A 25,356-nucleotide genomic window follows, 5' to 3' on the forward strand; every position below is an offset into this window, starting at 1 on the left:
ACATTCTTTTTGAGATGACAGAGTCTATAAATCGAGCATCCATACTTTAGACATTTCCTTTTTGGTAGTGCTCAAATTCACTAGAAGCAAAGATAAACAAAAAGCCTCTCCGAATTGGAAAGGCTTTTCAATATTATTAAAAAACACTTTAATGTTGTAACTCTTCTTCACCTTCTTTTAAGGGCACGTTTTGCGGCACAAAATCGACATCATGCCCAGGCTTACTGTAATCGTATGGCCAGCGGTAAACGTGAGGTATTGGTCCGTCCCAGTTTCCGTGAATATGCTTCACTGGAGTGGTCCACTCTAAGGTTGTAGATTGCCATGGGTTTTGAGTGGCTTTTTTACCAATAAACATACTGGCAAAAAAGTTGTATAAATAGATAATTTGAACAACACCACCTACTAAAGCAAAAATGGTGATTATAACGTTCACATTAGCTAAATCGTCGAATAATGGGAATCTTGTGTTGGTGTAATAACGTCTTGGTAATCCTGCCATACCAATAAAGTGCATCGGGAAAAACACCCCATAAGCACAAACCGCAGTGATCCAGAAATGAATATAGCCTAAATTTTTATTTAACATCCTACCAAACATTTTAGGATACCAATGGTAGATACCCGCAAACATACCATAAAGCGCAGAAATACCCATTACTAAGTGAAAATGCGCGACCACAAAGTAGGTATCGTGTACATTAATATCTAGAGCAGAATCGCCTAGAATAATACCTGTTAAACCACCTGATATAAAGGTAGACACAAAACCAATGGAGAACAACATCGCCGGATTCATTTGCAAATTACCTTTCCAAATAGTGGTGATCCAATTGAAAGCTTTTACGGCCGATGGAATTGCGATTAATAGGGTAGTAAATGTAAATACCGAGCCTAAAAACGGATTCATACCCGAAACGAACATGTGGTGACCCCAAACTATGGTAGATAAAAAGGCAATAGCTAGCGTCGAAGCAATCATGGCGCGGTAACCAAAAATGGGTTTACGTGCACTGGCCGCCAAAATTTCTGAAACTAATCCCATGGCTGGTAGTATCACAATATACACTTCTGGGTGGCCCAAAAACCAGAATAGGTGTTCGAATAACACTGGCGAACCACCTTGGTAATGCAAAACTTCACCTTGAATAAATATATCTGATAAAAAGAAAGAGGTTCCAAAACTTCTATCCATAATGAGTAATAAGGCAGCCGATAACAATACCGGGAAGGATACCACCCCAATTATAGCTGTTACAAAAAACGTCCATATGGTTAAGGGTAACCGCGTCATAGACATTCCTTTGGTACGTAAATTAATAACGGTAACTATATAGTTTAATGATCCCATTAAAGATGATGCGATAAAGATTGCCATAGAGACCAACCAAAGTGTCATACCCAAACCAGAACCTCCTTGTGCCATAGGCAATGCACTTAAAGGCGGATAAATGGTCCAACCGGCTGCTGCTGGTCCTGCCTCGACAAATAAGGATATTATCATGATTACACTGGATATGAAAAATAACCAATAGGACAGCATATTTAAAAATCCAGATGCCATATCCCGCGCTCCAATTTGCAACGGTATTAATAAGTTACTAAAGGTTCCACTTAAACCTGCGGTTAACACAAAAAACACCATAATGGTTCCGTGAATAGTAACTAAGGCTAAATAAATATCGGCATCCATAACTCCGTCTGGTGCCCATTTGCCCAAAAAGAATTCGAACAGTACATTGGGCTCTTCTGGCCATGCCAATTGTATACGAAATATCAAAGACATTAAAATCCCGATAACCCCCATAATAGTACCCGTAATAAGGTACTGCTTTGCAATCATTTTATGATCTTGACTAAATATGTATTTAGTGATAAAAGTTTCTTTATGATGGTGTTCGTGATTCTCGTCTTGAACGTGATTATCTGGGTGTGCTGACATACTTTTTCGTGATATTTATCTTTTATTCTTTGACTAAAAAATCTATAAATTCTTTTTGCTCTTTTATCCAAGCATCAAATTCTTCTTGTGTGACCACAATAATATTCATTTGCATATTATAGTGTGATTTTCCGCATATTTTATTGCATAACAATAAATAATTAAACTCGTAAGGATCAAGAGGCACTTCTCCTTTAGCCTCTAGAGCTTTGCTTTTCTCTGCTCTAATTCGATTTATATTATTAACTTTTTCAACAATCTCTGGCCGTTGTCTCATTTCTGCCGTTGTTACCGTAGGTGTAAATCCAAATTGTGTAATCATACCCGGAACGCAATTCATTTGTGCTCTAAAGTGCGGCATATAAGCCGAGTGTAAAACATCTTGAGAACGCATTTTAAAGATAACTTGTCTGTTCACTGGCAAGTACAATTCTGTCGTAATGATATCGTCCTGCGCATTAGGATCCGATTCGTCTAAACCTAAAATATTGGCGCGGTCAATATCAATTAAACGCACATTTGCCTTACCTAAAGTGTTATCTGTACCAGCGTATCTCGCTTTCCAATTGTATTGCTGTGCATAGAGCTCTACCACCAAAGTTTCTTCGTCTTCTTCAACACCCATTATATCAATCCAAGTGTTTAAGCCGTATATAATTAAGCCAGCTAAAACAATTACAGGTATAAGTGTCCATATGGCTTCTAATTTATTATTATCGGCAAAAAACAAGGCTTTTTTTCCTTTTTCGCCTCTGTACTTAAACGCGAAATAGTGTAATAAAAACTGGGTTATAATTTGTACGGTAAAAATGATGATCATTGAAATAATCATCAAATTATCTATGGTCTCGCCATGTTCTGATGCCGCATTAGAGACTAGCGGTAGATCTCCCCATTTTACAAAAGACACAATAGTAATGGCATAAATAAAGATGAGAAAGGCTATCATGAGATAGCCATTAACTGCATTGTCTTTATCTGTAGCAATTTGGTTATTTTCTTTTTTAGTCTGGGTTAAATCATATATTTTAACCATTTGCCAAACGGCTACTAGGATAAATATAATTACTATAATGGTTAATAAAGCAGTCATTAATTTTGTTCGTCTTTATTTAAATTTATTAATAATGAAAATTTTCACTTTCCTTTTTTAAAGGGTGTCTTTTAACGAGTAATGGCGCTTTTGTTAGGGCAGTGAATACTACAAAGATAAACAATCCTGCAAAAAGTAACACAGAACTAATCTCGGGAATTCCTATAAACCATTGGTCGCCAACCGTAGCTGGCATAACCATAACAAAGACATCTAAATAATGGCCTATTAACACCACAATACCCGATATTACAATAAGCCAAGGTATTCGCTTGTAATCGGAATTTATTAACATTAAAAAAGGAAATACAAAATTTAAAACCACCATACCTATAAATGGTAGTTGGTAATCGTTAAAACGCGATGCAAAATAGGTTACCTCTTCTGGAATGTTAGAATACCAAATAAGCATAAACTGAGAAAACCATAAATAGGTCCAGAAAATACTAAAAGCAAATAGATATTTCGAGATATCGTGTAAATGGCTATCGTTAACAGCCTCTAAATAACCTCTAGATTTTAAATAGATGGTAATTAGTGCAATTACTGTAACACCGCTTACAAACATACTAGAGAATACATACCAACCAAATAGTGTTGAGAACCAATGCGGATCTAAACTCATAATCCAATCCCAAGACATCACCGATTCGGTAAAAATAAAAAACACTAAAAACCCGGCAGCAAATCGAAATGATTTTTTAAAATTCGAATTGTCTTCTGCGGTATCTTGAGCTATAGAAAGCTTACGAGAAAAATATTGATAAAGACCCCAGCCTGCAATAAAAATTAAGCCCCTAATAATAAACCAAGGCAGGTTTAAGTACGATGATTTATTATCTACCAATTTATCGTAATAATCGCTTTCGGGATTGGTAATATCTGGGTTCATCCAAATAAAAAGATTGTCATGCCCAATATAGTGAGACGCTACAGCGATCCCCAGAACAATTAATGTGCCTGGTAAAACATAAGCAGAAATGCCTTCCATTACTCGAAACAACACCACAGACCATCCTGCTTGCGCTGCTATCTGTATGGCGTAAAACACCAACACACCAACCCCTATCATCATAAAGAAAAAGGCCGCAACATACAGTGCTGCCCATGGTCTGTTGGCCAGCTGATGCTGCACGTGCTTTGCGTGTTCCTCATCATGATGAGCCTCTAGAGCAGCGTGATCTTCAGTTTGATTTTCACTGGCTTGTTCGGCGTGCAGTTCTAAACCATTTTGTGTCGCTTCGGTAAGTGCTTTGCCGTGTGATGAGCCCTCTTCAGTTAACATTGTTTTTACATCTTCTAAAGATTTATTAGAATCTATAAAACCATAAGCAACACCCAGGACACCAATAACAATGAGTGCCAGAGAGAATGTTTTTAATTTATTTGAGAATGTGTACATAGTTGTATATAAACTGGTCTAAACTTATTTTTCTAAATCTTGCTTTAATTTCATCACATACGAGGTGACTTGCCAGCGCTCTTCTTCATTTAATTGGTTTGCATAAGAGCCCATAGCGTTTTTTCCATAATATACCGTATGGTAAGTACTCCCATGCGTTATGGCACGCCCTACATCGTCAAAACTTGGTATGCCCAGAATTTTTTCTCTTTTCACTAAAATACCTTGGCCGTCCCCTTTATCGCCGTGACAAACACCACAGTATATATCGTAAAGTACTTTCCCTCTTTCAAAATCTACTTCGGTACTGTCCAAAGGATTCGTTAAAGTTTCTTTAGCCAGGTTATACCCAGCGGTAGAGTTTTCTATATCGAAAGGCACAAAACCTCTTGGTATGGTGCCCTCTGCTGGTAATTGGGCTTGTATACCATTAGGAAATGCGGCTTCTCCATAGGTTTCGTAACCCACAGACTCGTGCATATCGGGCATATATTGATAATTTGGAGCCGCTTTATCTTGACAAGATACTGCTACAAACACCATCGCTATTACTACTATTTTTATAAAGCCTTTCATCTGTATATTTATATTTTTCATTTTATAAGATGTCATTCGCAACAGCTTCAATGTATTGATTACAGGTTGCGCATTCCAAATTAATGTTCTTTGTCTTCTTCTTTGTCAATTATATTTATCTCGACCGCTCCAGTTTCTACTAATAAATCTTGCAGTTCATTTTCGTTACCATGAACTGGGATTTCCATTAAAAAATGATCGTCTGTTGTTCTTGGATCTGGATTTTCAGCCTGCTTAAATGGCCACATTCTGCTTCTTAAATAAAATGTAATAACCATTAAGTGCGCCGCAAAAAACACGGTAAGTTCAAAAATAATTGGTATGAATGCCGGCGAGTTTTCCATAAAGGAAAAACTAGGTTTACCTCCAATATCCATGGGCCAATCTTCAATCATCATATAATTCATCATGACCACCGAGACTATTAAACCTACAGTACCATATAAAAAAGAGGTGATGGCCAGACGGGTTGGCGCTAAGCCCATAGCCTTATCAAGACCATGAACAGGAAAAGGCGTATATATTTCTTCGATATGATGCTTCTCGGCCTTAAGGCGTTTTACAGCCGACATGAGTACATCATCATCCGTATAAATAGCGTGAATAACTTTTGAAGTTTCCATGAACTAGACTATTTTAATTTATTAATTTTTTAGCTTGTCCCGACCAATCATCACGTTCTGCCCTTCCTGGAAAAGACCCTGTGATGCTGTCTAACAAATCGTATTCTTTTTTGCTCATCTTACTAACCTGCAAGAAGGTATAAATACCTATGCTATTGAGCACATCTTCCATTTTAGGGCCAATTCCACTAATCTTCTTTAAATCGTCTGCTGTTTGAGTAGCGGCATCAAAAACACCTATACTATCTAACAAATCATTTACTTTATCTGAACTATTTTCTTTTACACCTTCTGAAACTTGCATTGGACTTCCTCCAGAAGTTCTCACATCGACTGCTGCTCCGGCCAGACTACCGCCAGATTCTCGAATCTCTTTATAATATTGCCCTGAAGATTTTAAAATGGTTTTAACCTCGGCTTGCGCGATAATTGGGAAGGTTCTTGCGTACAACAAAAATAATACAAAGAAAAAGCCTATGGTCCCAATAAATGTTCCTATATCTACAAATGTTGGTGAAAACATAGTCCATGACGACGGTAAATAATCTCTGTGAAGTGAGGTTACAATAATCACAAAACGCTCGAACCACATCCCTATATTCACAACAATAGAGATAAAGAACGAGAACATAATACTTGTTCTAAGTTTTTTAAACCACATAAGTTGCGGTGAGAACACGTTACAGGTCATCATTAATAAATAAGCCCACCAATACGGTCCTGTTGCTCTATTTAAAAAGGCGTACTGTTCGTACTCGACACCAGAGTACCAAGCCACAAACAACTCGGTAATATAAGCTACCCCAACTACGGTACCCGTAATCATGATTACAATGTTTATTAATTCGATATGCTGTATAGTAATATAATCTTCAAGATTAGATACTTTTCGCATAATAATAAGTAAGGTATTTACCATAGCAAAACCAGAGAACACGGCACCAGCCACAAAGTATGGCGGAAAAATGGTGGTATGCCAACCCGGAATAACCGATGTTGCAAAATCGAATGATACAATGGTATGTACAGAAATTACCAATGGCGTAGCTAAACCAGCCAGCACCAGCGAAACTTCTTCAAAACGCTGCCAATCTTTAGCACGACCAGACCAACCAAAGCTTAATAAGGCATATATTTTTTTCTGAAAAGGTTTAACCGCACGGTCGCGTAACATGGCAAAATCCGGCAATAAACCCGTCCACCAAAATACTAAGGATACCGATAAATACGTTGAAATGGCAAATACATCCCAAAGTAAAGGCGAGTTGAAATTAACCCATAGCGATCCGAATTGATTGGGAATAGGCAACACCCAAAAGGCTAGCCATGGTCGACCCATGTGAATAAGTGGAAACAAACCGGCTTGCAGAACTGCAAAAATCGTCATGGCTTCAGCCGAACGGTTAATCGCCATTCTCCATTTCTGACGAAATAACAACAGTACTGCAGAAATTAGTGTCCCGGCATGACCAATACCAACCCACCACACGAAGTTTGTAATATCCCAGGCCCAACCTACAGTTTTATTTAAACCCCAAGTTCCAATACCTTCGGTTATTGTGTACATGATACATCCTACACCCCAAAGAAAAGCCGCAAGTGAAATACTAAAAACGATCCACCACTGTTTATTTGCTTTCCCTTCAACAGGTCTTGCTACATCCACAGTTACATCATGGTATGTTTTTTTTCCTGCAACTAAAGGTCTTCTAATAGGTGCTTCATAATGAGACGCCGCCATATTTTATTGTTTAAATGTTTATTTATTTAAAGTCTAAAGCACCAGGCCTTAGCTTTTTACTTTTTTTATACTTCTGTTGTATTTCTTACTTTTGTGTGGTATTGCACATTCGGCTTAGTACCTACATACTCCAATAAGTGATACATACGATCATCTTCTTTAAGTTTTGCAACTTTACTTTCTTCATCGTTAATATCTCCAAAGGTCATTGCCCCGTTACTACAAGCTGCCGAACATGCGGTTTGGAACTCTCCATCTTTTATTTCACGACCGTCGCGCTTGGCATCTAAAATTGTTTTTTGAGTCATTTGAATACACATCGAACATTTTTCCATTACCCCACGAGAACGTACTACAACATCTGGATTTAATACCATACGCCCTAAATCGTCGTTCATATGATAATCGAACTCATCGTTTCCATTATATAAGAACCAGTTAAAACGACGCACTTTGTATGGACAGTTATTTCCGCAATATCGTGTACCAATACAACGATTGTAGGTCATTTGATTTTGGCCTTGACGCCCATGGGTTGTCGCTGCTACTGGGCAAACAGTTTCACAAGGCGCGTGGTTACAGTGCTGGCACATAACAGGTTGAAAAACAACCTGTGGATTTTCAGCAGCAATTTCCATTTCTCCAAGAGCTCCAATTATCCCTAAACCTTTAGTACGGTCTTTTTTCTCAATATCTTCAGTAAATGTATCTTCAGATGAATAATATCTATCAATACGCAACCAGTGCATATCGCGACTGCGGCGTACTTCCTCTTTACCTACAACGGGTACATTGTTTTCGGCATGACAAGCGATAACGCAAGCACCACAACCGGTACAAGCATTTAAATCGATAGCTAAATTAAAATGATGTCCAATCGAGCGATCAAACTCGGTCCATAAATCTACTTCTGGAGAGGTTACTGGAGTTTCAACGTGATCTAAAGATACTTTAGGCACAGGATTCCAATATTCCTTATCTTTTGTGTTAAATATTTCTAAAGTCGTCTCTTTAATAATATCACCACGCCCCATTAAAGTAGTGTGCAACTGTACCGATGCAAATTCGTGCTCTTCTTTTAGAGCTTCAATAGTAACCGATTGTAAGGTATTAAAATTTTGGTATAAGGCATAAGCATTAACACCAGTTCGCATCTCACTTTTAAGCCCCAAAGATCTACCATACCCAAAGGCTAAACCAACAGAACCTTTGGCTTGCCCTGGTTGGATAATAACAGGCGCTTTAACAGGCGTGTCTAGACCCTGCACGGTTAGATTCACATAACTACCGTTTAACCCTCCGTTGGCTTCATGCCTATTTACAACCCCTAGGGCATCGGCGTCTGCTTGAGACATGGTTAAATAATTATCCCAAGTCGTTCTGGTAATGGGATCTGGAAATTCTTGTAGCCAAGGGTTATTCGCTTGCTGGCCATCGCCCATACCAACTTTAGTATACAGAGTTAATTCAAAGCCAGAAACGGGTTGAATTGAAGCCACTAGCTTTCTTGCGGCATCAATAGGCGTTTGAATATCTGCTTGCTCTTCTTCAGTCTGTGTATTGTTTGTAACTGTGGCAATCGTTCCAACATAAACACCATCATGCAGTGCTTTATTAAATGAACTCTCCCCTAAAATAGAAGTGCCCCAGGTATCTCTTATATAATCGTGATAAGACATCGTATTATCCGTCCATTGCAACAAGGCCTCTTGAAATTGCATGGTATCAAATAAAGGACGAATGGTTGGTTGCATTAAGGCGTAATGCCCTTTTTTAAATTCTACATCACCCCAAGATTCTAGGTAGTGCGGTGCTGCCGCGATATAGTCGGTGAGTGAAGACGTTTCGTCTGCTTTCATGGAGAAGGTAATGGACAAATCAACATTTGTTAACCCTTCGGCAAATTCTGAAGCATTTGGCAGTGTGTACATCGGGTTTACCCCGCTCATTATAAGAGCTCCAATATTTCCGGCATTCATGTCGGCCACTAATTTAGCCACTGCTTTATCGTCGCCTTGTCTTGTTTTTATTGGTGTTTTAGTATCGAAAGCCTTGCTGTTTAAAGCCTCATTAATTTCTAAAACAAGGGTTTGTGCATTTACATCTTGAATGCCTGTAACAACCACACCATTACTTCCCGCTTTTTTAAGTTGAGACGCCGCTTTCGTGATGGCATCTTCAATGGCTGCTGGTAAATCTGATGTCGAAACAGCTGCGCCAACCACTAAGCTGTACAATTTAGCTAAGGCTGTTTTTTGTTGGCTTGGTGTTAAGGCCACCCGTTTATCGGCATTTGCTCCTGTTAGAGACATATTAGACTCAAACTGAATGTGGCGTGACATTTTACCTTGATTTGGCACTCTGTTTTTTGAGTAGCCAGAATCAAATCCACCGCCTTGCCAATCGCCTAAGAAATCTGCTCCAATAGACACAATAGTCATCGCTTTATTAAAATCGTAATTGGCTAAAGCGCGCTCGCCGTACTTGGCTTGAAAAGCATCTAAGGCCGCAGACTCTGAAACCGCATCGTAAACCACATGACGTACATTGGTGTATTTAGCCGCAAACTCAGAAATTAATTTACTGGTTGACGGACTTGCAAAGGTTTGCGTTAATAATACAATTTCTTTATTTGAAGCTACAATTTCTGTTAAAGACTGGTTGGTTTCCGTATAAAAATCACTCCAATCTACATACGTATCACCTTTAACTGGTCCTTGCATTCTTAAACTGTCATACAGTCCTAATACCGATGCATTAACACGAGCATTGGCATTACCGTTTGTAGTAGCTAGCGCATTATTTTGAATTTTAATGGGACGACCCTCACGTGTTTTAACTAAAACACTCGCAAAATCGAAACCATTGGCAATGGTAGTCGCGTAATAATTGGCAATACCAGGCACAATTTCTGTTGGCTGCAAAACGTAAGGAATAGATTTAACTACAGGACCTTCGCAAGCAGCAAGAGAAGCCGCAGCAGTACTAAAACCGATATATTTTAGAAAATCGCGACGTGTTGTCGAGGATTTTTCCAGCGTGTTTTTATCTCCTAAAAACTCATCCGCAGGAATTTCTTCAACAAACTCGTTTTGTTTTAGCGTCTCAACAATTGAGCTATTTTCGTTTAGCTCTTCAACACTTTTCCAGTATTTCTTGTTTGATGACATATTTTATAATGGATTTACTTCTTTTATTATTTACTTTTCGCTTTCGCGGAATTACAATCACAACATTAATAGTGGCACTTCCCACATTCTAAACCGCCTTGCATAGCCACAGTAAGCTCTTCGACACCGTATTTCTTTGTTAACTCGGCATGTATTTTTGTGTAGTATGCATTATCACCCATATCTACTTCCGATGTTCTATGGCAGTCTATACACCAACCCATGGTTAAAGAAGAATGCTGATACATTATCTCCATTTCTTCAACAGGCCCATGACAGGTTTGACACTCTATTCCAGCCACTGTAACGTGTTGCGAATGGTTAAAATACACAAAATCTGGTAAATTATGAATACGCACCCATTTAACAGGTTGTGTTTCGCCAGTATACTCTTGTTCTTCATCATCCCAACCTACGGCGTCGTACAGTTTTTGAATTTCTGCGTTGTAATCTACACCCAATTCTTTACCCTCAGCTAAAGTTTCTGGTGCCACTTCGTAGATCGATTTATGACAATTCATACATACATTTAGAGAAGGAATACCAGAATGCTTGGACGCTCGTGCAGAAGAATGGCAATAATTACAATCTACTTCATTATCGCCGGCATGAATTCTGTGCGAGAAATGTATGGGTTGCACAGGCTCGTAACCTTGATCTATACCCACTTGCATGAAATATCCATAAGCAAAATAGGCGCTACCCAATAAGAAAAATATGGCAACTACAATCATTAAAAACTGATTTTGCAAAAACGCTTTCCATAAAGGTGTGCGCTTCGGTTTCGCCACAGGAATTTCGATATTTTGAGCTGCCGCAAATCTGCGTAGTGTTCTATTGACAATAAAAAGTCCCGCACCCAACAAAGCAAATAAAATAGCTAAGGCTCCTAATATGATTTCGTTTGAAATGCTACCTGAGGTTACCACAGCGCCATCGGTGGCAACGGCAGTTTCTGCAACCACTGGCGCAGGTTTATCTTGCTCGGTATAGGCTAAGATATCGTCGATATCTTCATTAGACAACTGCGGAAAAGCCGTCATTGCTGCACCGTCGTACTCTTCGAAAATCTTAACAGCATAGGGATCTCCGGCCTTAACCATGGCGGCACTGTTTTTAATCCATGCGTAAAGCCATTCTCGGTCTAAGCCTTCGTTTTCAATTAAGTTTCTTTCGGTGTGTCTTAAAGCGGGCCCCGTCATTTTACGGTCTAAAGCATGACATGCCGCACAATTTGTATTAAATAAAGCCTTCCCCTTAACAGGATCCCCTTCTTGAGCCGAGACCGAAGCTGTACATGTTAATAAAATAACAAAACCAACATGAAGAATTTTTGTGGTTAGTTTGCGGTAAATTACCTGTATCATATTATTTTTTAAATTAACTTCTAAAACTTGGCACAATTTTTTCATTATTTGAAAAAAGCTACCAAATAATCTTCTGCAAAATAGTGATAAAAGTCGTTTTTTGAAATGTTAGAGAAGTGTTAATTGCTAGTTTAGAAATGTTCTAAATAAGAAAAATGGACATATTAATTTATAAAGATATACATTTGTAAAAAACAATAAAACTATAACGATGTTAAATTTAAAATTTAAGCTGGTAACTGCTCTCTGCTTTCTTTTAATAGCCACAGTTTGCCATGCTCAACAAGGAGCAGTAACCATAAATCAAGATCAGAATATTTCCACTCTACTCGCATTAAAAAAAGAACTCAATAAAAGTGAAGCTACTCCTAACAGATATAAAATACAGATATACAATGGCACGCGTGCTGCCGCTCAATTGGCTAAAAAGAATTTCAATACGAACTATACCGAATGGCCCTCTAAAATTATATTCGACACACCCGATTTTAAAATTTGGGTAGGCAATTTTAGAACGCGATTAGAGGCTGATCGTGCCTTACGAAAAATTAAAACCAATTTTCCCAATGCTTTTATTTTTAAACCTAAAAAATAAAAGTTTTAAAATTTAGATTGGAAAAAGTGACGGCGATAGTCACTTTTTTTGTTTAAAAAAATTTACAGTGGCCGATTAGGCTTTTAAAATCTAGGCGTAAAGACCACCGCACATCACTCACAAAACAGGCGAAAGCTGTTTTATCACTTTTCTCTCCTTTAATTAAGGCCAATATCATAAAAACCCCTTAGCTCTATACAACAAACAAAATATATTTCCAGTTGTAACTAAAATCAGCTCTTTTTAATGATATAAACCCATACCGAACACCGACGGTATAGCCAATTAATGCACAGGTCTACTACATGGATTCACTTCTTTGCCATGACTTTCTGAAGGTTCTCATGCTCTAATTTGCATTTCTTTTTTACTCCAGTTTTATTAAAATTGCAGCCTAGCCAAGCTCACCCATCTATTAGAACAGTACTTAAAATGCTTAATTTGTACGCATCTAAAAACCCTCCTTTTCTTTTCATAGCTCATCTTATATAAATGATACGAATTTAATTTTGAAATGTCGTATTGTTAATTTGGTATGCATATAAAAAACAAACCGTTTAAAAGACGACAGTAGGCCTATATTAATACTAAAATACAGTTAAACCCAAGTAATGGAAGAATAATTTACAAAAGCAAAAAGGCACCTATAATACAAGTGCCTTTTTGCGTAAGATTTGATACTGAAAAAAAATGAAATTATTTCAATCGTTTTTTAACCTCTACCTGATGGAAGGCCTCAATAACATCACCTTCTTCAATATCGTTATAATTTTTAATTTGCATACCACAATCGTAACCTTTAGAAACTTCTTTAACGTCGTCTTTAAATCGTTTTAGAGAAGATAACTCGCCGGTATGTACCACAACACCGTCTCTAATTAAACGGATGCTTGAGCTTCTAAGTATTTTACCATTTGTGACCATACACCCTGCAATAGAACCAATTTTTGATACTTTGAAAATTTCTCGAATTTCTGCTGTACCTAAAATCTCCTCTTTAAACTCTGGAGACAACATGCCCTCCATCGCATCTTTAAGTTCGTTAATGGCATCGTAAATAATAGAATAGGTTCTAATATCAATTTCTTCCTTGTCTGCAATTGCTCTAGCGTTTCCAACTGGTCGTACATTAAATCCGATGATAATAGCATCGGAAGCCGAAGCTAATAAAACATCGCTCTCGGTAATGGCACCAACACCTTTATGTAAGATATTAACCTGAATTTCTTCAGTAGATAATTTTTGGAAGGAGTCCGTAAGGGCTTCTACAGAACCATCTACATCTCCTTTAAGAATAATATTTAATTCTTGGAAATCGCCAAGCGCAATACGCCTACCAATTTCGTCAAGGGTTATATGACGTTGTGTTCTAACCGATTGCTCACGTTGTAATTGTGCACGTTTAGCAGCAATTTGCTTCGCTTCGCGTTCATCTTTAAATACATTAAACTTATCGCCCGCCTGAGGTGCTCCATCCAATCCTAAAACAGATACTGGAGTTGATGGTCCAGCTTCTAAAACATCGTTACCTCGTTCGTCCTGCATGGCCTTAACTTTACCACTATGCTGGCCAGCTAAAATATAGTCGCCAATACGCAAGGTTCCCGATTGCACTAATACCGTAGAGACATAACCACGTCCTTTATCTAAAAAGGCTTCAACAACGGTACCCTGTCCTGGTTTATTTGGATTCGCTTTAAGCTCTAACAATTCTGCCTCTAGCAATACTTTTTCAAGTAATTCCTTTACACCTGTTCCCATTTTTGCAGAAATATCGTGAGATTGAATTTTACCTCCCCAATCTTCCACCAATAAATTCATTTGGGCTAAACCATCCTTAATTTTATCTGGATTGGCTTCTGGTTTATCAATCTTGTTAATGGCAAAAACAATTGGCACACCTGCAGCTTGCGCGTGCGAGATAGCCTCTTTGGTTTGTGGCATTATGGCATCGTCTGCGGCGGCCACAATAATAGCAATATCGGTTACTTGAGCACCACGTGCACGCATGGCCGTAAAGGCCTCGTGACCTGGTGTATCTAAGAATGCTATTTTCTGACCGTTTTCTAATTGTACTCCGTAAGCTCCAATATGCTGAGTAATTCCACCAGACTCTCCTGCAATAACATTTTCTTTACGAATATAATCTAAAAGTGAAGTTTTACCATGATCAACGTGTCCCATTACGGTAACAATTGGTGCACGAGATACTAAGTCTTCAGGTTTGTCTTCAACCTCTTCAATAGCGTCTTCAATATCGGCATCAACAAATTCTACTTTATAACCAAATTCTTCGGCTACAATAGATAAGGTCTCTGCATCTAATCGCTGATTCATAGTAACCATCAAACCTAGGGACATACATGCCGAAATAATTTGAGTTACCCCAACATCCATCATCGTTGCCATTTCGCTTGCCGTAACAAACTCGGTAACTTTAATGATTTTACTCTCTGCCGCTTCAATTTGCTGATCAATTTCAATCTGCTCTCTGTGCAGTTCTCTTTTGTCTCTTCTGTAGCGAGCTCCTTTTCCTCTACTCGATTTTCCTTGCAGTTTTTCGAGGGTCTCGCGTACTTGTCTTTTTACATCTTCTTCACTAGGCTCTTCTTTTACAACGTTTCGTCGTCCTTGGCCTGGTTTAGATTTAAATCTATCGCTTCCTGGTTTACCAGCTCCTGGTCTACCCGTACCTGGTCTACCTGGCGTACTTCCAGATCCTGGAGCGCCAGCTTTGCTTATTCGGCGACGCTTTTTCTTGTTCGCCGCACCTGCTTTAGCATCGGTTTTTTTATCGTCTTTCTTTTTCTTAGGCTTATTAAATTGAGATAGGTCAATCTTTTCGCCTGCTATTTTTGGACCGCTAAGTTTTTTGTATTGTGTTTCTACACGTTCTTCAATAACCACACCATCCTCATTAGAAACCACCTCTTTTTTAACAGTTTCGGCTGGTTTGTCCTCGGCTTTTGTCTCTTCAACTTTTGGCTTTGGGTCTTTAGGCTTTTCAGTTATAGATTCGGCTGCTTTTTTTACTGCTTTAGCCTCTTCTTTTTTAACAGTTTTGTCGGTCGCTTTAATCACCTCTTTCTGGGTCTCTTCTTTTTTAGGAGTCTCTGATTTTGACTCCGCCTTTTTAGAACTAGCCTCGGGAGTCTTCTCTTTTATAGATTCTACTTTATCCTTTTTTGGTTCTAAATCTATTTTTCCTACGGTTTTAGGACCAGCTATAGGTTTTGAAGCTTTTACGATTTCTTCTTGCTTAGCTTTTTCTTTATCTGCTTGGGCTTTCTGTTTTTCCTCTAGTTCCTTCTCACGTTTAATACGCAAATCTTCCTTCTCCTTCAGCTTCTCCTCACTTACCTTTTGAGACTTCATCTTCTTATTAGCGTCGGTCTCAAATTCATCAGAAAGAATCTTATAAGTCTCCTGAGAAATTTTTGTAGTCGGGCGCTTCTCAATTTCCACACCTTTGGAATCCAGAAATTCCACGGCACGATCTAAAGAGATGTTAAGCTCACGTAATACTTTATTTAATCTAACTGTTTCAGCCATAAATTGCCTTTAAAAATACTCAAATATATATATTATACCTGTTCAATCATAATAATAGTCAGGTATTATTCTTCGAATTCCTCTCTTAAAATTCTAAGAACATCATTAATTGTTTCTTCTTCTAGATCTGTTCTTTTAACTAAGTCTAACACATCTAATTCTAAAATACTCTTCGCAGTGTCTAATCCTGCTTTGCTAAATTCGTCGATAATCCAGCTTTCAATTTCGTCGGTAAACTCTCTTAATTCTACATCTTCTTCTGCGCCTTCTCTAAACACGTCTATCTCGTAACCCGTTAACTGCCCGGCTAGACGGATATTATGCCCACCTCTACCAATAGCTTTACTCACCTCTTCAGGCTTTAAAATAACCTCGGCTCTTTTAGTCTCTTCGTTTAAGCTAACCGACGTTACTCGTGCCGGACTTAAAGCTCGAGTGACATAAAGCTGCGGATTATTAGTGTAATTTATGACATCGATATTTTCATTTCCTAATTCGCGAACAATACCGTGAATACGAGAGCCTTTCATGCCCACACATGCTCCTACTGGGTCTATTCTATCGTCATAAGAATCTACAGCTACTTTAGCTTTTTCGCCTGGTATTCTAACTACATTTTTAATGGTGATTAGACCATCAAAAACTTCAGGGATTTCTTGCTCGAAAAGTTTCTCTAAAAACTTAGGCGAGCTTCTTGACATGATGATAGTGGGTTTGGCACCTTTTAGTTCTACAGCATCAATAACCCCGCGAACATTATCGCCTTTCCTAAAGAAATCTGAAGGTATTTGTCTGTCTTTTGGCAGTACAATTTCGTTGCCTTCGTCGTCTAATAGAATAACAGCGCGGTGACGTATATGGTGTACTTCTGCTGTGTAAATCTCACCTACTAAATCTTTAAACTGTTTATAGATAATAGTATTGTCGTGTTCATGTATTTTGGAGATTAAATTTTGTCGTAAAGCTAGAATAGCTCGTCTTCCTAAATCTACGAGCTTTACTTCTTCAGACACATCTTCACCCACTTCAAAATCAGGCTCTATTTTACGAGCTTCTGTTAGCGATATTTCTTGATTTTCATCTTCTACTTCACCATCTGCAACAACGGTTCGGTTTCTCCAAATTTCTAAATCACCTTTATCTGGATTTACAATAATATCAAAATTATCGTCGTCGCCATATTTCTTTTTTAAAGCACTTCTAAATACATCTTCTAAAATAGCCATTAACGTTACTCTGTCAATAAACTTATCGTCTTTGAATTCTGAAAAAGATTCAATTAACGCTATATTCTCCATAAATCTAAATTAAAATTTAATCATAACTTTTGCTTCTACAATGTCGTTGTAAGCAATGTTTGCTTCCTTCTTTACTGTAGTTTTACCCTTGCCAACTGGCTTAGGCTCTCTAACTTTCCATTCTAAGGTAATTGCCTCATCTGTGGCTTGAGCCAGAACACCTTCTATTTTTTCAGCATCAGTTCTCACTTCTAATGTTCTGCCTATATTTTTTTTAAACTGTCTATTATGCGCTAATGGGGCAGTTGCTCCAGCCGACATAACGTCCAAAGAAAAATCATGCTCTTCTCGGTCTATATGATGTTCGATGGCTCGACTTATAAAGATACAATCTTCAACCAAAACACCTTGATCGCCGTCTATTATGATTTTAATATGATTATCACTGTCGATAGAAAAATCGATTAAAAATAAATCTGAACGCTCTGCCAAAGCGGCCTCTAATAAGTCTGTAACTGTGTTTTTAAACATTTTTAGTATAAAAAGAGGGGACTTTTTGTCCCCTCATTATCTTTTTTTCATCTTTCAATGGCGCAAAGATATAATTTTTTAATTGAATTTTAATGCATTAGCACAAAATTTATACCGACACATTGAAAAATTGTAAGAAATTATTCTCAATCAAAAAATCCTAATCAAATAAATGATTAGGATTTTTGTTGGCCCACTAGGGATCGAACCTAGACTCTTTGGTACCAAAAACCAACGTGTTGCCAGTTACACCATAGGCCATTTTCAGTATTGCGCTTGCAAAGGTATAACAAAATAATGTTTATGCAAGCTTTTTTTGAAAAATATTTTTAAAAAATGATTTTTGTGTAATTCACTGCGCTTGCCTTAAGCCTTAACAGCTACAGTACTATTGATTTATGTTAAGACATCCTAAATATTTAGGACTTGTTTCATATTTATTATTAAATTCGCCAAGCAAAGAAATATACTTATGGCACATTTAAACTTTAAAAAATGGAATACTATTTTAGGATGGTTCTCTTTTTTAGTTGCATTTATCACTTATAGCTTAACAGTTGAACCTACCGTTAGTTTCTGGGACGCTGGTGAATACATTCTAACCTCAGCGAAATTACAGGTAGGACATCCTCCTGGAGCACCTTTTTTCCAAATGCTTGGTGCCTTCTTTACCACCTTTGCTTTTGAGCCTTCGCAAATAGGCTGGATGATGAATATGATGAGTGCTACTGCTAGTGCATTCACTATACTCTTTATGTTTTGGACCATTACGTTACTACTAAAGAAACTAATTGGTGCCAACAAGGATTTAAACCAAACACAAATCATGGCTATTTTAGGTAGTGGATTGGTGGGAAGTTTAGCCTTTACCTTTACCGATTCGTTTTGGTTTAATGCTGTTGAAACTGAAGTTTACGCCATGGCCACTTTAATTATGTCTGCTTTATTTTGGCTAGGACTGCGTTGGGAGCAGGACATGCACAAACCACGTGGCAACCGCTGGCTCATTTTAATCGCATTTATTATTGGCCTTTCTTTTGGGGTGCATTTTATGGGCTTATTAACCATTCCTGCCATCGGTCTTATTTATTATTTTAAAAACTACAAAACGATCACCGTAAAAAACCTCATCTTAGCGCATGTGGTTTCGATTGGTATTTTATTGTTTGTTTTTAAATTGTTAGCCCCGAACATTCTTAGAATATTTAGTGTTTTTGAAATCTTTTTTGTGAATAGCGTTGGCCTACCATTTAACTCGGGCTCTGTAATTGCAGGATTAGTTCTAATTGCTATTATCGTTTTTGCTCTAAAATACACGCGTAAAAAACAATATATTCATCTAAATACAGCGGTACTCTGTTTAACTTTTGTGATTATTGGGTTTTCCACTTGGCTCATGCTCCCTATAAGAGCTAATGCCAACGTAGTGGTTAATGAAAACGAGCCCTCGAGTGCCAGAGAATTGTTAGCCTATTACAATTTAGAGCAATATCCAGAAACACATTTGTTTTACGGACCAATGTTTACCGATCAATACGCCTACCTAGATGAAAACAATCCGTATGTAGACGACAAACCTAAATATGAAAAAGACGAAGAAAAAGGCAAATACGTTATTGTAAACGATTACAAAAACGCAAAACAAAATTACAACTCTAAACATGCTGGTTTACTACCGCGTATGTGGAGCGCCGAACACGCCGAAAATTACATGATGTTTTCTGGTTATTTAGATTTTAAACTAAAACCAGAGTACCAGATGCAAAACGAACTTCGTCAGGCCATATCCGATTTTAAAACCGATGTGGCTCGAGGGAACGTAGATTACGAAGATTACAACATTTTTCTAAAACGCTTTAAAAGCTATATAGATATTGAAAAACCTTCGTTAGGCGCAAATATCCTCTATATGTTAGAATACCAAATAGGGTATATGTACTGGCGTTATTTTATGTGGAACTTCACTGGGAGACAAGACGATATTCAAGGCCGTTACGATAATCATGGCAACTGGATAAGTGGCATAAAACCAATAGACGAATGGCACTTGGGCTTCTCGCAAGATAATTTACCAAGCGATGTGAAAAATAATAAAGCACGAAATACCTATTATTTCTTACCTTTAATTTTAGGACTCTTAGGTATGTTTTTCTTATTTAATAGAGACAAAAAAACCTTTTGGACTATGCTCGTGTTTTTCCTTTTTACAGGAATAGCTATTCAGTTTTATACCAATGTGCGTCCTTTTGAACCTCGCGAACGGGATTACTCTGTGGTGGGATCGTTTTATGTGTTTTCCATTTGGATTGGTTTTGGAGTGTATGCCCTTTACGATGCCTTAAAAAAATACCTGCCACAAAAAATCGCTGTACCAGTAATTACTATCGCGTGTTTAATATTGGTTCCAGGAATATTAGCAGCCAACAATTGGGACGACCACGATAGGTCTGATAAATACACCGCAAGAGCTATGGCCAAAAAATACTTAGATTCTTGCGAAGAAAATGCCATATTATTTACCATTGGTGATAACGATACTTTTCCGCTGTGGTATGCTCAAGAAATTGAAGGTTTTAGAACCGATGTACGTGTGGTAAATACCAGTTTATTTCAAACCGATTGGTATATTAATCAAATGAAACGCAAGGCCTACGAGAGTGACCCGATTCCGTCGCAATTAACTCACGAACATTATAAATATGGTACAAACGATTATGTTATTGTTCAAAATGTTATTCAGGACACGCTTGAAATTAAAGATGCTTTAAATTTTATAACAAGTAACAATCCGCGATCTAAATACCAATACATCTTACAACAGCAAGGCGTAGATGTGTCGCAAGTGCGAAGTCAAGATTTAAATGCGAATTACTTCCCAACAGGACATTTAAGACTTCCTGTAAATAAGGAGAACGCATTAAAATACGGTATTGTAAAACCAAAAGATGCCGATAACATGGTGTCGCATATAGATATCAATATAACGGCCGACGCTGTTTACAAAAACCGATTGTTAATGCTAGACATTGTTGCTAATAACGACTGGAAACGCCCCATTTACTTTACCGGTGGTGCCTTTGCGGAAGACGATTATATCTGGATGAAAGACTACCTGCAACTCGATGGTATGGCTTACAAGTTAGTCCCTATTAAAACACCTGTTGATAGAGCAAATCCTTTTGATATGGGACGTGTAGACAGTGAATTTATGTACCAGAAAGTTAAAAACTGGGATTGGGGCAACAGTGGGAGTCCCGATATTTACCACGATGTTGAAACCCGTAAAAATTCTATCACTTACAGAGGGAATTTAGCGCGCCTAATAGAGCAGCTTATCAACGAAAATAAGTTAGATAAAGCTGAAGAAATAGCCGATATCGCCATGCTTAATATGCCTGTTGATTACTTTGGTTTCTACACCCTTTTAGAACCGTATATTAGTGCCTATTACGAGGTTGGCAACAAAGCAAAGGCACAGCAATTGTTTAAAGAAGTGGCTCAAAAATATCAAGAGAACTTAAGTTATTACAGCGGTTTAAAGGTTGCCAATCAAGAGCGTTTATTTGAAGAGATCTATACCGATATTCAACGCTATAAGGGTCTTGTAGATGTTTTAGTGGAATACGATATGGATTTCGCGAGAACCGAAGGCGATATTTTTAATAATTACTTGAAACTTTTTATGCATTTTTATGGTGAAGATGCGATAGAAGACGAACAACCTGGCACAGGATTAGACGCCTCTATAGACCACAGTATCGAAATAGATACAGTTAATTAATTTCCAGATTAGGAATGCGTTTAACACCTGTAAAAACACCAAAATTAGTGAAGTGGATGTTTCCAAATTATATTTGGAACATCCCAACAACTCGTAAAACCATTTACCTCACTTTTGATGATGGCCCCACCCCAGAAATTACCAACTGGACGTTAACTGTATTAAAACAATATCAGGCCAAAGCTACCTTTTTTTGTATTGGAAATAATATTAAAAAACATCCTGAAATTTTTGAGAACATTATACAAGATGGGCACGCCATTGGCAACCATACATACAATCATCTAAAAGGTTGGAAAAGCAACACCAGACCCTATTTAGACAATATAAAGCAAGCTCAAGATCTCATAGAATTTCATGCTAAAAACCAGAAAACGAAATTTATAAATACTTTTAGACCACCCTACGGCCAAATAACACTTAAACAAGGTAAACAGCTTCTGGCATTGAACTACAAAATTATAATGTGGGATGTGCTATCTTTTGATTGGCAAACACAAGTGTCTCCAGAAACCTGCTTCAAGAACATTATCTCGAAAACAACTAACGGAAGTATTGTTGTCTTCCATGATAGTGTAAAAGCTTCAAGAAACATGCAATATGCTTTACCAAAGATGTTGGAGTACTTCAGTAACAAAGGGTATGTGTTTCAGCCTATTAATTAAGAGTTCCGCTTTACACAAGTGAAACCTGCATTAAGCAGCTAGAAATATTGTTCAATAATAGTAATAAGTGTATGAGCATCTTGCGGTCCTATTTCACGCCATTTCATTTCGCCGTCTTTATAAATGATTAAAGTAGGAAGTCCTTTTACCCGCAAGGCGTCGGCAAGTGCCTCATTTTTTTCTATATCGATTTTAATCACTTTTACTTTATCGCCTAATGTCGCTGCAACCTCCCTAAGCACGGGATGCATGGCTGTAGATTGCGCGTTCTCTTCTTTAAAAAAGTCTAAAAGAACAGGTGTTTCACTATCTATAAGTTCTCCAAATTTCGACATATCTTAGATGTTTTTAATAAATCAAAAAGAAGAAAAACCTGAAAATAAAATTAATCTCTTTAAAACCTATTTGCCATTAAATATAAATAAAAATCTGTTGCCTACAACAATTCTTATGGTTTAGGCTTGCTGCGCCCCCTTTTTAAGTTCGATTACGGTAATTTCTGGCCAAATACCAACACGCCCTGGAAAGGCATGGTAGCCAAACCCCCTATTTACATTAATATACCGCCCAACATTATTGTACAATCCGGCCCACTGCTTGTACACATACTGCGATGGACTCCATTTAAAAAATCCTGGTATTTCAATACCCATTTGTAAACCATGGGTATGACCACTAAGTGTAAGATGGTAATTCAAGGCATCGTTTTTTACCACATGTTCCCAATGACTTGGGTCGTGGGTTAGCAAAATTTTAAAATCTTCTTTTTTAACACCTTGAGCAGCTTGTTGTAAATCTCCAGACTTATTAAATCCTTTCCCCCAATTCTCTACCCCTAAAACCGCTATTTGCTCGCCGTCTTTCTCTAAAAATCGATTTTCGTTTAACAATAAATCAAATCCCATTTTCGAATGAGCATCTTTAATAGCTCGAAAATTAACTTCTTTATCGCTTTCGGTTTCCCAATTGGTATAATCACCATAATCGTGATTTCCTAACACTGAATATTTTCCTAGAGGCGCTTTTAAGTTCTTAAAAACATCAATCCAATCATCCATTTCTTCGGCTTTACTATTTACCAAGTCACCTGTAAACAAAATCAAATCTGATTGTTGCTTATTAATCAAATCAATACCATATTGTACTTTCTCTTTATTGGTAAAGCTTCCCGAGTGAATGTCTGAAATTTGCGTAATGGTTAAACCGTTAAAGGCCTCTGGTAGATCATCAAAAGTTAGTTGGTATTTTAACACTTTATAATTGTACCGTCCCTCAACAATACCATATAAGAATGAAACAAAAGGTATGGCCGCTATGCCCAAGGCCATTTTAGATAAAAACTCTCGACGCCCAGCTAAAGGCTCCGTTTTTTTACTTGAGAACTTAGACCTTAATTTTTGAGCCATTCGCAGCACATCTTCACTAAACAAAATGGCTACCACAAATAATTTAGGCACTAAAAAGGTTAATAAAATACCTGCTGCAAATTGATAGCTGTTTGTCTGCTCTTTTGTTCCAGATATAGCGAAAAAATGATATGAAAAATAAGCATAAACGGCAATAGTGACCAGCAACCAAAACCATTTAATGTAGTTGCTTTTCGCAACCGTTTTCAAGGCTTGAAAAGCGTAATATTCCAGTAAAATTACTGGAATAGACGCTGCAAAAAACGCGGTAATCCATTGAGCCATAAAATATCATTATGAATATACACAAAGATAATTCTTAAATAACAAACTGTGTTTTAAGGTCTTGTTAAAATTACACCACATTAAAGCTTTAGGTTTGTAATGCAGTTGGTTAAAATAAATAATAGCTTTAAAACAAAAACTAATCGTTACCTACCGTCCAACTCACTCCCCAAATGTCGTAGTCTGTTCCGGTGCCGTTACCGTCTCCAGAAATAAAATCTGCTTCGCCAAAAACGTCACCTGTATCATTTTTCATTTTCGTGTTTACATCTATAAAGGTGACGTTTTCAACGTACAAATTACCATTTATAACTCCTGTTCCGGTTGGGTTATTGCTAGCGGCACCCGTATCGCCATCTAAATCGAAGCCTTCATCAAAACCTTCAATTAAAATATTGTTAAATACCCCCTGAGTTCCTGATCTTAATCTAATCGCTTCATTTCCCGTGGCAGATCCTAAGCCCACAATCCTAGCATGAGTTACGGTAGGTTTAGACCAAAATTTTGGATTAGAAAGATTCCCAATATCAGTATTATAGCCATCGCACTCGAAAGCTTTATCGTGCGCCGCACCGTGTTTAATATATACATTTGTGATTGCCCCAGTAAAACCTTCAGTCCAATCTATAGAATCGTCTTGACAGTTAATAACTACCGCATAAGCCACTTCTGCCGTGCCTCCAAAAAATTCAATGCCGTCATCTGCACCTTCAAACGCTTGGATATACTCAATCGTTGTACCAGCTCCCACGCCATAAAAGGAGAAGCCATTGTTTTCAGAAGAACCATCAGCAGCACCTCCAGAATATTCAACACGGACATAACGCAAAACCCCGGAGTTATCTGCTGCATCTGTTCCGCCGTAAGGCAAACTTCCAATTTCTGAAGTTGATGTGGCATTCCCTGTAACAGAGTTAATAGGTGCTTTTCCTAAAAGTATTAATCCGCCCCATTGTCCGGCAGCAGGATTGGGATTTCCAGATGTCATCACAATAGGTTTTGTAGCAGAGCCATTTGCAATAATTTTTGCGCCTTGTGATATGGCAATATACACATCGGCACCAGTGGCCACAGCTTTAATAGTAACGCCTTCGTTTATGGTTAATGTAGCGCCATTTGTTATAATTACAGGGCCGTTAATGGTGTAAGTGCGGTTAGCTTCTAGTGTTAAATCGGAAGTATACTCGGCAGCACTTATTGGAATTTCTTCATCAGTTCCGTTCGTGTTTCCATTACTGTTGTTATTAATTATGCTGTTATCTGTAATATAAATATCGGCAGTATCGTCTTGAGCGCATGCATTAAAAAGCAATGTTATAATTGCCAATTTTACTAATAGATTATTTTTCATCATTTCTAAGTTTAGTTTTCTTGTGTTTAAATTCATCC

General features: G+C 37.7%; 17 protein-coding genes and 1 tRNA gene. 3 read left to right on the top strand and 15 right to left on the bottom strand.

Annotated elements, in window-relative coordinates:
* Positions 1 to 148 precede the first annotated feature (148 nt).
* From FEZ18_RS05245 to FEZ18_RS05280, 8 genes are all read right to left on the bottom strand, one after another.
* Positions 149 to 1,942: a cbb3-type cytochrome c oxidase subunit I gene (locus tag FEZ18_RS05245; RefSeq protein WP_153267339.1), complete on the bottom strand. Its 1,794-nt coding sequence runs from the start codon at positions 1,940 to 1,942 to the stop codon at positions 149 to 151.
* Positions 1,943 to 1,964: 22 nt separating this feature from the next.
* Entirely contained in the window at positions 1,965 to 3,035 is a 1,071-nt protein-coding gene (locus tag FEZ18_RS05250; RefSeq protein ID WP_153267340.1) for a cytochrome c oxidase subunit II, read from the bottom strand.
* A gap of 28 nt (positions 3,036 to 3,063) precedes the next feature.
* Positions 3,064 to 4,437 (bottom strand): quinol:cytochrome C oxidoreductase, encoded by a 1,374-nt coding sequence (locus FEZ18_RS05255; RefSeq protein WP_153267341.1) that lies wholly within the window; start codon positions 4,435 to 4,437, stop codon positions 3,064 to 3,066.
* A gap of 24 nt (positions 4,438 to 4,461) precedes the next feature.
* Positions 4,462 to 5,034: a c-type cytochrome gene (locus FEZ18_RS05260; protein ID WP_228122877.1), complete on the bottom strand. Its 573-nt coding sequence runs from the start codon at positions 5,032 to 5,034 to the stop codon at positions 4,462 to 4,464.
* Positions 5,035 to 5,093: 59 nt separating this feature from the next.
* Positions 5,094 to 5,636 (bottom strand): DUF3341 domain-containing protein, encoded by a 543-nt coding sequence (locus FEZ18_RS05265; protein ID WP_153267342.1) that lies wholly within the window; start codon positions 5,634 to 5,636, stop codon positions 5,094 to 5,096.
* 13 nt (positions 5,637 to 5,649) lie between these two features.
* Positions 5,650 to 7,377, bottom strand: coding sequence for an NrfD/PsrC family molybdoenzyme membrane anchor subunit (gene nrfD, locus FEZ18_RS05270; RefSeq protein ID WP_153267343.1), 1,728 nt, complete (start codon positions 7,375 to 7,377; stop codon positions 5,650 to 5,652).
* 65 nt (positions 7,378 to 7,442) lie between these two features.
* Entirely contained in the window at positions 7,443 to 10,547 is a 3,105-nt protein-coding gene (locus FEZ18_RS05275) for a TAT-variant-translocated molybdopterin oxidoreductase (RefSeq protein ID WP_153267344.1), read from the bottom strand.
* A 65-nt stretch (positions 10,548 to 10,612) separates the two neighbouring features.
* Complete coding sequence (locus tag FEZ18_RS05280; RefSeq protein WP_153269053.1) at positions 10,613 to 11,914, bottom strand: c-type cytochrome; 1,302 nt, start codon at positions 11,912 to 11,914, stop codon at positions 10,613 to 10,615.
* A gap of 211 nt (positions 11,915 to 12,125) precedes the next feature.
* Between FEZ18_RS05280 and FEZ18_RS05285 the strand changes: the two genes are divergently transcribed.
* A complete protein-coding gene (locus FEZ18_RS05285) occupies positions 12,126 to 12,509 on the top strand; it encodes an SPOR domain-containing protein (protein ID WP_153267345.1) in 384 nt (127 codons plus the stop codon).
* A gap of 696 nt (positions 12,510 to 13,205) precedes the next feature.
* Here FEZ18_RS05285 and infB read toward each other — a convergent pair.
* From infB to FEZ18_RS05305, 4 genes are all read right to left on the bottom strand, one after another.
* Entirely contained in the window at positions 13,206 to 16,061 is a 2,856-nt protein-coding gene (gene infB / locus FEZ18_RS05290; RefSeq protein WP_153267346.1) for a translation initiation factor IF-2, read from the bottom strand.
* 65 nt (positions 16,062 to 16,126) lie between these two features.
* Positions 16,127 to 17,359, bottom strand: a complete 1,233-nt coding sequence (gene nusA / locus FEZ18_RS05295) for a transcription termination factor NusA (RefSeq protein WP_153267347.1) — start codon at positions 17,357 to 17,359, stop codon at positions 16,127 to 16,129.
* Positions 17,360 to 17,368: 9 nt separating this feature from the next.
* The gene (rimP, locus tag FEZ18_RS05300) at positions 17,369 to 17,830 is read right to left on the bottom strand and encodes a ribosome assembly cofactor RimP (RefSeq protein WP_153267348.1); all 462 of its coding nucleotides are present in this window, start codon (positions 17,828 to 17,830) and stop codon (positions 17,369 to 17,371) included.
* Between the two features lie 188 nt (positions 17,831 to 18,018).
* Positions 18,019 to 18,091, bottom strand: a tRNA-Gln gene (locus tag FEZ18_RS05305).
* Between the two features lie 211 nt (positions 18,092 to 18,302).
* On the opposite strand from FEZ18_RS05305, the gene FEZ18_RS05310 reads away from it, so the two are divergent.
* Together FEZ18_RS05310 and FEZ18_RS05315 are read left to right on the top strand one after the other, a co-directional pair.
* A complete protein-coding gene (locus tag FEZ18_RS05310; RefSeq protein ID WP_153267349.1) occupies positions 18,303 to 21,611 on the top strand; it encodes a protein O-mannosyl-transferase family in 3,309 nt (1,102 codons plus the stop codon).
* A 14-nt stretch (positions 21,612 to 21,625) separates the two neighbouring features.
* Entirely contained in the window at positions 21,626 to 22,276 is a 651-nt protein-coding gene (locus FEZ18_RS05315; RefSeq protein ID WP_153267350.1) for a polysaccharide deacetylase family protein, read from the top strand.
* A gap of 38 nt (positions 22,277 to 22,314) precedes the next feature.
* Here FEZ18_RS05315 and FEZ18_RS05320 read toward each other — a convergent pair whose 3' ends face one another.
* The 3 genes from FEZ18_RS05320 to FEZ18_RS05330 all read right to left on the bottom strand — a co-directional run bounded on the left by FEZ18_RS05320 (position 22,315) and on the right by FEZ18_RS05330 (position 25,354).
* A complete protein-coding gene (locus FEZ18_RS05320) occupies positions 22,315 to 22,611 on the bottom strand; it encodes a thioredoxin family protein (protein WP_153267351.1) in 297 nt (98 codons plus the stop codon).
* 120 nt (positions 22,612 to 22,731) lie between these two features.
* Positions 22,732 to 23,967 (bottom strand): metallophosphoesterase, encoded by a 1,236-nt coding sequence (locus FEZ18_RS05325; protein WP_153267352.1) that lies wholly within the window; start codon positions 23,965 to 23,967, stop codon positions 22,732 to 22,734.
* Positions 23,968 to 24,106: 139 nt separating this feature from the next.
* On the bottom strand, positions 24,107 to 25,354 hold the full coding sequence (locus tag FEZ18_RS05330; RefSeq protein ID WP_317164456.1) for a multidrug transporter: 1,248 nt from the start codon (positions 25,352 to 25,354) through the stop codon (positions 24,107 to 24,109).
* Positions 25,355 to 25,356 lie beyond the last annotated feature (2 nt).

The sequence above is a fragment of the Oceanihabitans sp. IOP_32 genome (genome assembly GCF_009498295.1).
In the GTDB taxonomy this organism is placed as follows: domain Bacteria; phylum Bacteroidota; class Bacteroidia; order Flavobacteriales; family Flavobacteriaceae; genus Wocania; species Wocania indica.

What these genes read in the sequence shown, in the direction of transcription:
- FEZ18_RS05260 (WP_228122877.1), bottom strand. Translation starts at nt 5,034, where the DNA reads ATGAAAAATATAAATATACAGATGAAAGGCTTTATAAAAATAGTAGTA.
- nrfD (WP_153267343.1), bottom strand. Translation starts at nt 7,377, where the DNA reads ATGGCGGCGTCTCATTATGAAGCACCTATTAGAAGACCTTTAGTTGCA.
- FEZ18_RS05275 (WP_153267344.1), bottom strand. Translation starts at nt 10,547, where the DNA reads ATGTCATCAAACAAGAAATACTGGAAAAGTGTTGAAGAGCTAAACGAA.
- FEZ18_RS05320 (WP_153267351.1), bottom strand. Translation starts at nt 22,611, where the DNA reads ATGTCGAAATTTGGAGAACTTATAGATAGTGAAACACCTGTTCTTTTA.
- rimP (WP_153267348.1), bottom strand. Translation starts at nt 17,830, where the DNA reads ATGTTTAAAAACACAGTTACAGACTTATTAGAGGCCGCTTTGGCAGAG.
- FEZ18_RS05310 (WP_153267349.1), top strand. Translation starts at nt 18,303, where the DNA reads ATGGCACATTTAAACTTTAAAAAATGGAATACTATTTTAGGATGGTTC.
- FEZ18_RS05330 (WP_317164456.1), bottom strand. Translation starts at nt 25,354, where the DNA reads ATGAATTTAAACACAAGAAAACTAAACTTAGAAATGATGAAAAATAAT.
- infB (WP_153267346.1), bottom strand. Translation starts at nt 16,061, where the DNA reads ATGGCTGAAACAGTTAGATTAAATAAAGTATTACGTGAGCTTAACATC.
- FEZ18_RS05255 (WP_153267341.1), bottom strand. Translation starts at nt 4,437, where the DNA reads ATGTACACATTCTCAAATAAATTAAAAACATTCTCTCTGGCACTCATT.
- FEZ18_RS05250 (WP_153267340.1), bottom strand. Translation starts at nt 3,035, where the DNA reads ATGACTGCTTTATTAACCATTATAGTAATTATATTTATCCTAGTAGCC.
- FEZ18_RS05280 (WP_153269053.1), bottom strand. Translation starts at nt 11,914, where the DNA reads ATGATACAGGTAATTTACCGCAAACTAACCACAAAAATTCTTCATGTT.
- FEZ18_RS05265 (WP_153267342.1), bottom strand. Translation starts at nt 5,636, where the DNA reads ATGGAAACTTCAAAAGTTATTCACGCTATTTATACGGATGATGATGTA.
- nusA (WP_153267347.1), bottom strand. Translation starts at nt 17,359, where the DNA reads ATGGAGAATATAGCGTTAATTGAATCTTTTTCAGAATTCAAAGACGAT.
- FEZ18_RS05325 (WP_153267352.1), bottom strand. Translation starts at nt 23,967, where the DNA reads ATGGCTCAATGGATTACCGCGTTTTTTGCAGCGTCTATTCCAGTAATT.
- FEZ18_RS05315 (WP_153267350.1), top strand. Translation starts at nt 21,626, where the DNA reads ATGCGTTTAACACCTGTAAAAACACCAAAATTAGTGAAGTGGATGTTT.
- FEZ18_RS05245 (WP_153267339.1), bottom strand. Translation starts at nt 1,942, where the DNA reads ATGTCAGCACACCCAGATAATCACGTTCAAGACGAGAATCACGAACAC.
- FEZ18_RS05285 (WP_153267345.1), top strand. Translation starts at nt 12,126, where the DNA reads ATGTTAAATTTAAAATTTAAGCTGGTAACTGCTCTCTGCTTTCTTTTA.